The organism is Escherichia sp. E1V33 (assembly GCF_004211955.1).
GTDB lineage: Bacteria > Pseudomonadota > Gammaproteobacteria > Enterobacterales > Enterobacteriaceae > Escherichia.
The window spans coordinates 1-12,601 of record NZ_RHJI01000040.1 but is presented as its reverse complement, the minus strand read 5'-3'; the positions used below and the strand labels follow the sequence as shown (position 1 = coordinate 12,601).

The following is a 12,601-nucleotide window of genomic DNA, read 5'->3' as shown; positions in this document are numbered from 1 at the left end:
CAGTTTTTGTTGACCACTACAAAGCCATGATCGATGCCTGATAACGTAGTTGCCTGTGTTACCCGGTATAGTGGATATCCTTCTCCTCTCGCTTTGATTTACCTCGTATAGTGTATCTCCACTACACCGGGTGGCATCAGCCCCACTACCCCGATGCAGTCCATTTTCTTCTGCCTTTTCTGGGTGTCTTGTATGTATTTTAGCCAAGAATATGATCCTCACCCGGTATAGTGGATCACGTTATTGCCACCATACCTGATAGCGTGGCGGCACGGTTAGGAAACTTTACCTGGTACAGTGTATCGTGAATGATGATCGGCTCTGATAACGTGATGATACTGAAGTGAAAGCTGTACCCTGTGTAGTGGATCCAGTGAAAGTGCGCACCCGGTATAGTGTGCTTCATGGCTGAATCGGAGTTTGCCGCAGGTAGCCCTGCATCCATCATCATAACAGACACTGTCCGCAGGACTCGCGAGCCGTATGTGGGGTCGGTTTGGGAAATGGAAAATTTTGTACGTTAAGCGCATTATTTAACCACTCCTGATTTGTAAGGGCCTGATTTAAAGTCAGTGGTCATCGCATTTAGGTTATCCGATTGAGTCAAGACCCTCTAAGAAATGCCGTATAGTTTTTTTCACCGGAAACCTGGATTTTTCCGCGCCCAGTAACCACGGGCGCGGTTTCGTAAACGACCGGTTGAGAAACAACGATTTTGATGCTGAAACCTGCCACATAACCCGTAACTTATTCAACGTCATACAAATCAGATAGTTTTTAAAACGAAATACCCTCCATTACTTACAATGTTTTTCCTATAAGTCCGCTTTCGGATTTTTATCACAACAGCATGTAACAAAAAATGTAACTGTTACAGTGAGTTATCAGTGCAAAGGTACACATCCGCACTAGGCAATCATCCCACTCATTGCATTGATCTTAACCAATAAAAGATCACATATGAAACATTCAACCGCCAGGGCACCTATTTATAGTTAATCCCCCTGTAAATGACGACATAAGCAGTGAACAAAAAAACCTTTACCCCAATACTTAGAGATGCGCCCTGTTACATGATAGATGAAAATTCTTAATAGAATTACAATGACAGATTTTTGATCTGCAAAGTTGATATTTTTTAGCAAAACGCTCTATCATCGCTTTGTAAAGATACCTCGTGGTAACTATCACCACTGCCCAACAAAGGGAATGATATGGCAGATTCCAGCTTCCAGAATGAAGTGCCAAAAGCACGCGTCAACATCCAGCCTGACCTGCACACGGGTTCTGCCCAAAAGAAAGTAGAGTTGCCCTTAAAACTTCTCGCGGTGGGAAATTTCAGCAACGGCAAAGAAACTCTCCCGTTTTCTGAACGCAGCAAGTTAACTATTTCAAAACACAACTTTAATAGCGTTCTATCCGAGCTTAACCCAGAGTTCAGTATTGATGTTGCCAACACCCTGAGAGGGTATGGACGTCAATCTGTCGCTGGTATCTCAGATGCCGAAAGCAAAAGCATAAGGCGGGCGCAGAGATGAAAATTTATCGTCCATTGTGGAACGAGGGGGCTTTACTGTCCCCTCAGCAGTTCCAGCAACAGGCAGAATGGGAGTCTTTTCGCAGCGCCGGTGCAACCGCACTGGCATCTGCATTCCCCTGGGGTGTGGAAAAGATTGAGTTTAACGACAGTCTTCTTTCATCGGGTCTGATCCAGATTACGCAGTTACGTCTCTGGCTGGAAGATGGAACGCTGATTGATGCGCAAAGAAGCGATCTGCCTCCGGCGCCACGTGAGTTAGATGCCAGTCAGCTGGCAGGTCTTGATGCAGTAACTGTCGTTATCGCACTGCCTCATATGCAGCCGGGTGTTGCCAACGTTGAGCAGGAAGGCATCTTCCCGGATCGACCGCTTCGCTATCGCGAAGAATGGGTGACGTTGCCGGATGCATTTGGGCCTGAAGAAGAATCAATGGCAGTTGCCCGGTTCAATTTCTCCATCCGGTTTGCCCATGAAAGTAATGATTCCTGGAAAGTCTGCCCTGTAGCAAGGCTAATCCGGGACGGACATAATGCGTGGCTACTGGACCCGTCTTTCATTCCTCCCGTTGCGTCATTTTCGGCAAGCCCGGTTCTTCGCGAACGTCTGGTGCTGTTAAATCGCCAGTTACGTTCCCGACGCCAACGTTTGATGACAATGCGTCGTGAGAGCAACGAGAGACTTGCCGATTTTGCCGTCGCCGATGTTTCCCTTTTCTGGTTGCTGAATGCGCTAAATTCCCACGCTGGGGTGCTGACGGAATACGAACGTTTTCCTTCCCGTCCGCCTGAACAGGTGTGGGCTGAGCTTGCACGCCTGGCAGGAAGCATGCTGACCTTTTCCCTGGACCATGATCTCGACGCCATACCGGGGTATGACCACGAGGATCCCGCCAATACGTTTCCTCCGCTGTTTGACCTGATCTCGGGGTTACTTGAGGCAAGTCTGCCATCCCGGGTCATTGCTCTGGAAATGTCCCGTCCGGACGGCCAAACCTGGAAAGCAAACCTTCACGATATTCGTCTGCGCGAAGAGGCGGACCTCTACCTCTCTGTTCGCTCAGACATACCGGCCTGGCAGGTTGCCGATAAATTCCCGGCACTTTGTCAGGCGGGTTCACCTGATGACGTCAATGAGATCTATGGTGTTGCACTCAAGGGGATCCCTCTGATCCCTGTCAGCAGGGTCCCGGCGGCTTTGCCTGTACGCATGGAAAACCAGTACTTCGCGCTTGATATGGAAAGCCCCGCTGCGCATGAAATGCAGGAGCAGGGCGTGTGTATGTTCTACGTGCCTGAAATGCTTGGCGCACTGGAACTTGAACTGTTTGCGGTATTGCGCTCATGAAACAGGATATCGATATCGACCAGCTGATGACAGAGACCTGGCTCACCGTCACCATGCTGAAGAAAGGCGCCGTCACGCTCAATGGTAGTGCGCTTTACGACAAGTGCGTTAAACAGGTTGAAAGTGTGCGGGAAGCGCTGGAGCGTGCCGGTTATGACGAGGACAGTGTCGGGCATATTTCCTACGCACAATGTGCCTTGCTGGACGAGGCGGTGATGAGCCGTAAGCCTGAAAAGTGCGAGGAAGGAGAAGAGCCGAAAATTGATGAGGGCCAGGTGGCATGGCGTAAAGTCCCGCTTCAGGCACGATTTTTCGGATCACTTCGAGCAGGTGAGGCGCTGTGGGATAGCATTGCAGAGGTCCTGCGTCAGCCTTCACCGAACCCGGCCGTTTTGACGTGTTATCACCGGGTAATTGCCCTGGGTTTTCAGGGTGTGTACGGATTGAAGGCGGTCAGTCAGTCGCAGCGGGATGAAGTCGTCAAAGCCCTGTCTGAGCGATGCTCTCCGCCTGATGCAGGCCTGTCACTGATTGTTCACCGGATGGGGAAACATCGCTGGAGTCTGATGCGTTCAGTCTGGTTCTGGATAGCGCTTGCCATCATCCTTACCGGTGTTATCTGGTGGGGCGGTCATCTGTGGCTCCAGGCACTCTTGTCAGCACAAATACCGGAGCTACGTAACTAATGCGTAGATCAGTCATTATTCCGGTTGCCCTGCACACCTTTGCAGCTGTTGGCACATTGCTGTGGTTGCTCTGGTATTTCATCCCAACAGGGAACGTGTTTAAAGGTCTGACCACGGTGCTGATCCTCCTGCTGGCAGACTGGACTGTTTTTAATAACTGCAGCCGGGAGCAGCCGGTATCCGACACCTCCGTTTCAGCTGCTGACCTGCCACTACTCGACACCCAGGGCCCCGTTGTACTGGTATGCGGTGACGGGCTGGGTGCGCTGTTTCAGGGGAGTCCTCTGCGTAAAACAGCTCAGGGTTGGTGGCTCCGGGCCGATGACGTCAGCCGGTTAACGGATGTTGTCCGCAGCATACAGGCGCAGTTCCCACGCCAGGTCGGTCAGCTTTCGGTTATGTACCGTTGCCTGCCAGACCATCATCAGGATGAAGCGGTTCTGCGCTCCACATTAAAGACGCTCCGCCAGCAGAGTAAACAAATCAAAACTCTGACGGGTTTCACACTACCGGTTGTGGTGAGTGCCGAATTCTCCGGACCTGAGACTCCGTGGATAATCGTTCGTGGTGACAAGCCGATTGTATGTCCGGTAAATGATTCGCCGCAGGCTTTCATCGACTGGTTGCAGGCTAATGACAATATTACGGCACTACCCGTGATCAGTCAGGCATTTTCATTTATCCGTAAAACCCTGACTGATGAGCTTGAGAAACCTGATCGGTTAACCCCGCCTGAACGAGCGTTTTCCGTGGCACTGCGCCTCGGTACCGTCCTTCTCGAAACCCAGTCAGTCTGGACCGACTGGCTATATTCCCGCACCTGTTTGCAGTTTTCCCGAAAGCCTGGGCAGATAGATCCGGAAAGTTTATTTCCGGATGCGGTTCTGCCGCTGCTGGCACCTTTTGCATCAACGGTGCAGGGGGGGCAACGTACCCGTCGCCTGGTCCTGCTGATGTGGGTGTGTGCTCTGACCGCATTGGGTATTTCTGCGCTCAATAACCGTGACCTGATCTGTCAGGTGAGCACCGATTTGCAGCGCTGGAATGCAATCCCGATGAACCACTATCGCCCTAAGGCAGAATCACTGGTTGCCCTGAAGCAGGATGCGCTCCTGCTTGAACGCTGGCAGCGTCAGGGAGAGCCTTTCCGTTACAGCCTGGGCTATTACCCGGGGCTACGCCTGTGGCTGGCCGTGCAACAGGCTATCGATACCTGGACTCCACCACCAACACCTAAACCAAAACCAGCATCTAAACAAAAACCAGTACCGAAAATTGTTCGTCTCGACGGCATGTCGCTGTTTGATTCCGGCAAATCGGCACTCAAAGACGGCTCTGCCAAAATACTCGTCAATGCACTGGCAGGGGTCAAAGCCAGACCAGGCTGGCTCATCGTGGTCAGTGGCCACACAGACAATACCGGCAGCGTTCAGCTTAACCAGACCCTGTCTTTACAACGAGCGGAGGCCGTTCGTAACTGGATGCGTGATACCTGGGACGTCCCGGAAAGTTGCATTGACGTGCAGGGTTACGGTGACAGCCGACCGGTTGCATCAAACGACACGCCTGATGGCCGTGCGCATAACCGCCGTGTCGAGATCAGTCTGGTACCCCAGGCTGACGCCTGTCGTCTGCCAGGCGCGTAACACACGTCACAGGATGTACGTGACGTTTCAACTAAAGAAATGGAGAAGTAAACATGGCAATCCCAGTTTATCTGTGGCTGAAAGACGATGGCGGCGCTGACATCAAGGATGCCTCCTTCGAGAAGCATAACCACCTTGAGCAGATCGAGCTGCACTACGAAAAAATCACCTGGACCTACAAAGACGGCAACATCATTCATTCCAATTCCTGGAACGAACGCACCACAGCATAAGACTCTGGCGGGCAGATCCTTTCTGCCCGCCTTTTTTTTACTCCGCACAGCGCCTGTCAGACGGACGCTTTGCAGAGCAGTCTCACAATTTATCGGCATGAACCTTATGGGCATCGGTTGACGGCCAGGGGCGGTAGCGTGCCTGAACAAGAGGGAACGAAATGGAACATCATTCAGCAGTCCTGCTACGACGACTTACCCCTTATTGCGCCAGAGCACTGGAGGGGGCGGCTTTTTTATGTCAGACCCGTGCGCATGCGGAAATCACGCCTGAGCACTGGCTGTTGAAACTGCTGGAGCAGGCAGAAGGAGAGCCGTCATGAGCAGTTCCCTCTCCAACAAGGCTACCAGCCTGGTACATCAGCTTTTAGGGCAATCACGGTACCGGGTTGAAGTGCATGAATGCGACCATTTCCTGGATGTGTTACGTTACAACGCCGTTGAATCACTCAGCCAGCCCTGGCGCTATAACGTGGCGGTCACCAGCTCTTCTGCGGATATTGCTTGTGACTCGTTACTGCTGAAGCCCGCTTCATTCACTTTCCAGACACCCGTGTTTGACGGAACTCCGGCCCAGCCGGTCAGGACGGTATTTGGCGTGGTTGAGTCGTTTCGCCGCGTGTCTACCTCGAACGATGAAACCTATTACGCGCTGACGATCGTTCCCCGTATTGCCCTTCTGGGCTATACGAAAGGGAGCGAGATCTACCTCAATCAGTCAGTCACTGAAGTGGTTGAACAGGTACTGCGTAAACACTGTCTGGAAGGGCCTGATTTCGAGTTCCGCCTCTCCCGCGAATACCCCTCCCGGGAGCTCATCACCCAGTGGCGGGAAACCGACCTTGAATTTATCCAGCGTCTGCTGGCAGAAGTGGGCATTTACTGGCGCTATGAAATGGACAGCCGTCTTGAACAGGACGTGGTGATTTTCCAGGACAGCCAGCAGCAGTATGAATTTGGTGTCACGCTACCGTTACGCAACCAGGCCGGGATGAGTGACAACGGGCAGGAGAGCATCTGGGATATTCAGACCGCATATAACGTGGTGAGCGGAGGTGTGGCCACCCGGGACTACAACTACCGTGAAGCGCTACAACCTCAGGACAGTATCGAGAGCATTTTCAGCAAAGAAGGGATCACCACCGGAGAAACATACCATTATGCTGAACCTTTCCTGACAGCAGGTGACGCTGAAATCCCGGAGACCGGGGCATACTTTGCCCGTCTGCGTCACGAACGTATTCTGAATGCGCAATATCACGTCAGCGGGCATTCCTCCAGCCCTCATCTGGCTCCGGGTCAGGTACTGGAAACTGACGGAACGCTTCCCGATACCGTGAAAGAAGGCATTGTCATCACCACGGTGCGCACCAGTGGCTCACGAAAAAGTAGCTTTACCCTGACCTTTGAAGGCATCCCGTATAGCGAAACCGTCTGTTATCGTCCGGCGCTGCTCAGTCGCCCGGTGATATCCGGCTCGCTTCCGGCCCGGGTGGAAAGCACACAGAAAGGTGACACCTGTTCCTGGCTCGATCCGGACGGGCGCTACCGGGTAAAACTGGACTTTGACCGCAACAGTACTGAACAGGGTTATGCCTGTTTGTGGCTGCGGCTGGCCAGGCCCTATGCCGGTGATACGTACGGCTTCCACTCACCACTTATCGACGGAACGGAAGTGGCCGTCGTATTTGACAGCGGAGACCCGGATCGTCCCTACATCGCCTATGCCCTGCACGACTCAGAACATCCGGACCCTGTCACCAGTGACAACCATACGCGAAACGTGTGGCGCACTCCTGCGAACAATAAGTTGCGGATGGAGGATAAGCGCCAGGAAGAGCATATCAAGCTCGCGACGGAATATGGCAAAACGCAACTGAACATGGGACACCTGGTCAATGGCCAGCGTGAAAAGCGCGGAGCCGGTTTCGAACTGCGAACGGATGAACATGGTGCTGTACGTGCGGCAAAAGGGCTGTTCCTGACGGCTGATGCCCAGGCCAAAGCCCAGGGACCGGTACTGGAAATGGCCCCTGCGATAAGTCAGATTAATCAGGCCAACAGCCAGATGCAGGCGCTGAACAGCGCCGCTGAAGCCGCCGGAGCCCTGATCTCTGATATCAATACTCAGATTAGTCTTGTGACTGACAAAATCAGGGACCTCCAGTCTGCGGTCCTACTGGGTAGCGCTCCGCAGGGGGTGGCGTTTACCTCAGGTGAACATCTTCAGCTCAGCAGTACCCGCAATACCATGATCAATGCCGGTCAACATCTTGATATCGGTGCGATGAAAAATCTGTCGGTAACGGTGGAAAAAGCCCTTGGTCTGTTTGTCCATAAAGACGGGGCGAAGCTGGTTGCCAACCAGGGAGACATCGAGATTCAGGCTCAGCACAACACGATGGCCCTGTTTTCTGAAAAACAGCTGACGGTGACCTGTAGTAAAGACGAAATTATTATCAGCACCCCGGAAACGCTGACGCTGAACGGTGGCGGCTCTTACCTGAGACTGAGTAAGAACGGGATTGAGCATGGCTCCAAAGGGAATATGGTGATGAAGGTAGCGAGCTATCTGGTGCCCGGAAATGGCAGCAGCCTGCCACTGGAAACACCGGACTTTAAAATGACAGACGTTACGGTCACGGCTAAAAATTCCTCCAAATGGAGCAGTGAATAGCATGGAAGGGGATTTATGACAGCAAAGTTACCCAAAATCAGTTACCCCGTACCGTCAAACAAAAATGGCCATGCCTTTTCCTCTGTGGAAGCGTTGTTATCGATGATCGGAGGGGAAAGCTCAGGACTGTATCTGGTGGGAAGTCAGGGAATGTGGCATGGCGGTATTCATATTACTGATGCCACCATTCCCTGGTGCGCCCTGAGTACTGACAGTGAAGCTGAGAATGAATATTGTCGTGAGCTTTATAAAGGGGAGCAATTTATTCGTTGTATGGCCGATGGTGAAATAGTTGCCTGGCGGGTATGCAAGGATTACGAGAGTGCCGCGATTGAATGGCGAGGTGAAAAGTTGTTCATTTCGACCTCTTTTGTGCTGGTGAAACATTATATCCAGCCGGCTGATAACGCAGAAAGTGGACTGACGTTTTTTACGCTGTACATGAATCTGGCGCCCTATGCTGCTTATGAACAACAGGGTAGCCAGGCGGACAGAAAAGTGGCAGGCGTCCAGCGCTATTACACCAGTGCGGAAGATGTGCAGACATGCCGCGCAGCCGGAAAACTGAATAAAGACACGGTAGTCACGTTGAGTGACGCTATTGTGACCCGCACCAGCGACCTGCGTCAGTTTACCGAAGTGACCATTATCAGAGAGACGAAAAATGCAGCGGGAGACACGCTTGCAGCGAGAACAAAAGTCTGGACGGTATCAGACAGGGGGGCTCTGAAGGCTGTTAAATCAGCACTCGTTCCGTCCTGGTGGGCAAAATGTACTCCGGCTTACACTAATGAGTCAGAAGGCGTGGTGAACTGCACTTCGCGTACAGACTGGGCGTACTATCTGAGCAGTGACGATGTGCTGCAAGATAAAAATGCAGGCAGACTGACAGCCGATTTCCCGCTTTCATACGAGCCCGGTAATACCGCACAGCAGATCATCCGTCCAGGTAAGAATCCAGGCGATGCAGCAAGAACATTCAGTCTGGTCACTCTGGGCCGGGATAAGGATAAGTTGAAAAAGGGCGACCGGGTATGGGTAGTATCAGACGGCGACAGTCTGACGCCGGTTGCACCAGCAGCATCCGGTAGTGGATCCGTTTTTAATGATGTGTATGTCCCGCCAGTCCCTGTGACTGTCAGTGCAGGGGCTAATCTCGGCCATATGGGTTTTTATCAGCTACCTGAGGAAAACGGTAAACGCTCGCGCTACCAGGTACATATAGAGTGCCTGAGCATGGATGATATAGAAAAGTTCATCACCAACCCCGGAAGAGCAGGAGAGGATGCGCCAGTGTATCTGACCTGGCAAACCAACGCTCCATTATTTGAAAAGGGTGAGCGGGGAATGGTTGCGGGCAGTCGAAAAACAAAAGCCTCAGGAATTCTGACGCTGGCCAAAGTCCCTGGCGTTGATGCCGGGGGGAATACACTGACCAGTAACCAGGATGCTGCGTATTATCAGATACGCCCGGAAGGTGGCTGGTTACCTGCTGCCAGTGTAAAAAAGGTATCGCAGTACGCGTTAGGCGAGCTGGGGTTTGTGACGCTGAATAAAGCACCAACGAGCTTTGACCTGATTGATGGGATAAAACAACCGTATAACGTGGTTAAGGGTATTCTGGAGCAGTTGTATAAAGCAGCACAGGATGAAACGCGTACCACTCATGCCCTGAACAAATATAACTACCAGCAACTGCTGGAGATGATAGACAATAACCAGGACGGGTATTACTCGGAGCAGGAGTATCTTCAGGCGATCCATAATATCTCTTACCGCGATCGCTTATACCGTGTAATTGCGAAACACGCCAGTGAATGGTACTACGGTAAAGATGACCCGTTGTGGAAAAACTATCTGGATACATTAACCGGAGATGCACCGTTATGGAAAACGTATTTGGAAGCATTTCTGGATAAGATGACGTGGATGAAGGCAGTGTCTGAGAAGGGCGTGGCGCTGGGACCGGAGCCGTGGCATATGCATCCGGTGGTGTTTTTGGAGGCTATAGGAGATAAACGTATTGTTCATATAACAGTGGATATGCTTTATAAAGTATTCAATGGATTAAGATCACCAGCGAAATTTTCATTTCTTCAGGATATTGCCGATGAAATTAATAATCATGCGATTGAATACAAACTAGACAATGTATTGAGAGTCAATCATTTTTTTGCTCAAATAAGAGAAGAGATGGGAGGGATGGCTAGCCCTGTTGAAGCCCTTAATTATAGCGAAGAGGGTTTGAAGGCAAACTTTAGTTATTTTAGAAGACACCCTGTAGAAGCAAATGAATATTCATATACGAAACTTAATGGAAGAATTACGAAGCATGCAAATGAGATTGCTATTGCTGATAGAGTTTATGCTAATAGATTAGGAAATGGAAATATTTCGTCAGGTGATGGTAGTGCATATAGAGGTAGAGGAGGTATTCATCTTACAGGAAAAATAAATTACCAAGGATTTTCTGATTACTATAAAAAGAATTGGGTGGATGATATTGATTTTATAAAGAATCCATCATTGCTTGAGGAAGGAATTTACTGTATGCGATCAGCTATTTATTTTTGGCTTCGCGAAAAACTTTATGACATTGCTGATCAAGGGGATACAGGTTCAATAGTGGATAAAATAACAGCAAAAGTGAATTTAAATACAACTAGCTATGCAAAACGTCGGGAACATTTTGAAAGAATCAAATCAACTAACGTCTTTACTGATGCATTTTAATTAACTGAAAATCAAGGTTAGACGATGGTTAAAATTAAAGCTTTTTTAGGCTGTTTCGTGCTGTCGCTAAGTGCTTCAATTCAGGCAGCATACGTTCCATACGTAGTAAATAATTATGAAGGTTATATAGGGAAATATCCTGTGCATTTATCCCTCCAGTATTATGACTTTGGGAAAAATGTGAACGTAGAGGGAAATTATTATTACGATAATCATAGAACCTCCATTCCACTATATGGTGTGAATGAATCAAATTTGATTGTGTTATGTGAGGCCGTTAGTAATGAGAGTTTCGATAAATATATTATTCAAGGTGAGAAGTTTGAAATTGCAAAATGTCCTTTCAAGTTAACACGAAACTCTGTTGGTTTTTCAGGTGAATGGAGCAATGCTCGCTCCACTTTAAAAGTGGACTTAAGGGAGACATCCAGACTTAGTGATGGTGTTTTGAAAGGGGAGGCTAAAGAACTGGATATTCCATTTTGGGGGCAAACTAAACAGCATGCTTTCATTGGGATATATATAGAGGGGGAGGAAGGTATTGTTATCAATAAAGTAAATGTAATTGATAAAGTAAGTGGTAAATTAATACAAGTCATTAACCCACAATTGAATGGCTGTGAATTTGGTTCATATATGACGTCTATTTTTCAAAACTTAGAAAACGATGGAGCTCAGATTCACCTGAATTGTTACAGTATTGGGCCGGATATTAGTGTTAATTACATATTTAATAAGCAAACACAGAAATATGACATGATTACAGAGTAAAGCAATATTATTTTGGACTTTTATACTGACTTAGGCGTTTAGAGGATATCTAAAAAATCAGCAGAACTGATTTTAAAAGCTAAAGGATATCAGAAGAATTCTTATGTATCTAAAGTCAGTAATGCAAATAGTGTTACAGTTGAATATGGTTGTGATCTGGTAATCACACCAGTAAATGGTACTATATCAAGGATATCCTGCTGTTTAAATGCAGAGGTGTGTTACAGATTACTGGTCGTGATAATTACACCAAATGAATACGAAAAATGCTTCATGATGAATACAATAATCGCCTGATAGTAAATTACATAATGGATGATGACATGACTCATTGTATAAATGCAGTTGAAGATCAAGAGCAGTTGTTATCACGTATTGCAGAAATCAGAAAGGATTATTACCGTTCTTTAACTATAACCAACGGTGAACCTAATGCACAGATTAAATTCCTCAATGGCTGGATAAATAGAGTTAATGATTGTTTGAGGGTTGATATATGAAAAGAATATTATTGCTTTTAATTTTTATTTCATTTCACTCAATAGCTAATTTTTCTGGTCATTGGGTAAAGGAGAATGACTCACAATCGCTAACATTGGATTTAGACGAAGATGGTGCTCATCTTGTTGGTAAATATTGCTTTATAACTAATGACGGAAATAGAATTGACTGTTCTGAAGGCAATGATAGAAACATTAACGGTATAATCAAAGATAATGTTGGAATTGTGGACTTTGAAAGTACATTTGGGGGTATTGGTCAGGCAACTATATCAATTAAAAAGAATGTCCTTAAATATACCATCACTAATCCTACTCCATTTGTGAATGCTAATATGTCTGTGCCCAATGTGATATTTTAAAAAAAATAGTGCAAGTCTCAGGCAAAGATGTAAGTATCCCGCATAATCGTGCCATTCATATTTAGAGATCATCCGGCATAATCAATCTGCCAACGAAGGAGATCGCTAT

9 protein-coding genes and 2 pseudogenes are annotated in these 12,601 nt (G+C 48.5%); all 11 read left to right on the top strand.

The window, feature by feature from the left end; translation table 11 throughout:
- Positions 1 to 1,214: 1,214 nt before the first annotated feature.
- A pseudogene (locus tag D9742_RS22680) lies at positions 1,215 to 1,481 on the top strand (type VI secretion system contractile sheath small subunit); the annotation flags it as partial.
- Between the two features lie 53 nt (positions 1,482 to 1,534).
- Positions 1,535 to 2,884, top strand: a complete 1,350-nt coding sequence (gene tssK / locus D9742_RS22675) for a type VI secretion system baseplate subunit TssK (protein ID WP_130210742.1) — start codon at positions 1,535 to 1,537, stop codon at positions 2,882 to 2,884.
- Positions 2,881 to 3,570 (top strand): type VI secretion system protein TssL, short form, encoded by a 690-nt coding sequence (gene tssL / locus D9742_RS22670; protein ID WP_130210740.1) that lies wholly within the window; start codon positions 2,881 to 2,883, stop codon positions 3,568 to 3,570. Before tssK ends, tssL begins: the two co-directional genes overlap by 4 nt.
- A complete protein-coding gene (locus tag D9742_RS22665) occupies positions 3,570 to 5,216 on the top strand; it encodes an OmpA family protein (RefSeq protein ID WP_130210738.1) in 1,647 nt (548 codons plus the stop codon). Before tssL ends, D9742_RS22665 begins: the two co-directional genes overlap by 1 nt.
- A gap of 98 nt (positions 5,217 to 5,314) precedes the next feature.
- Positions 5,315 to 5,449: pseudogene (locus tag D9742_RS22660) on the top strand (type VI secretion system tube protein Hcp); the annotation flags it as partial.
- A 161-nt stretch (positions 5,450 to 5,610) separates the two neighbouring features.
- The gene (locus tag D9742_RS23205; protein WP_165382800.1) at positions 5,611 to 5,772 is read left to right on the top strand and encodes a hypothetical protein; all 162 of its coding nucleotides are present in this window, start codon (positions 5,611 to 5,613) and stop codon (positions 5,770 to 5,772) included.
- The gene (gene vgrG / locus D9742_RS22655; RefSeq protein WP_130238307.1) at positions 5,769 to 8,126 is read left to right on the top strand and encodes a type VI secretion system Vgr family protein; all 2,358 of its coding nucleotides are present in this window, start codon (positions 5,769 to 5,771) and stop codon (positions 8,124 to 8,126) included. The genes D9742_RS23205 and vgrG overlap by 4 nt, the downstream gene beginning before the upstream one ends.
- A 15-nt stretch (positions 8,127 to 8,141) precedes the next feature.
- Positions 8,142 to 10,859, top strand: coding sequence for a hypothetical protein (locus tag D9742_RS22650; RefSeq protein WP_130238306.1), 2,718 nt, complete (start codon positions 8,142 to 8,144; stop codon positions 10,857 to 10,859).
- 24 nt (positions 10,860 to 10,883) lie between these two features.
- Positions 10,884 to 11,630, top strand: coding sequence for a hypothetical protein (locus D9742_RS22645; RefSeq protein ID WP_130210730.1), 747 nt, complete (start codon positions 10,884 to 10,886; stop codon positions 11,628 to 11,630).
- Positions 11,631 to 11,896: 266 nt separating this feature from the next.
- The gene (locus D9742_RS22640; RefSeq protein ID WP_240780278.1) at positions 11,897 to 12,130 is read left to right on the top strand and encodes a hypothetical protein; all 234 of its coding nucleotides are present in this window, start codon (positions 11,897 to 11,899) and stop codon (positions 12,128 to 12,130) included.
- Positions 12,127 to 12,492, top strand: a complete 366-nt coding sequence (locus tag D9742_RS22635; RefSeq protein WP_130210728.1) for a hypothetical protein — start codon at positions 12,127 to 12,129, stop codon at positions 12,490 to 12,492. Before D9742_RS22640 ends, D9742_RS22635 begins: the two co-directional genes overlap by 4 nt.
- The last annotated feature ends 109 nt before the right edge of the window (positions 12,493 to 12,601 follow it).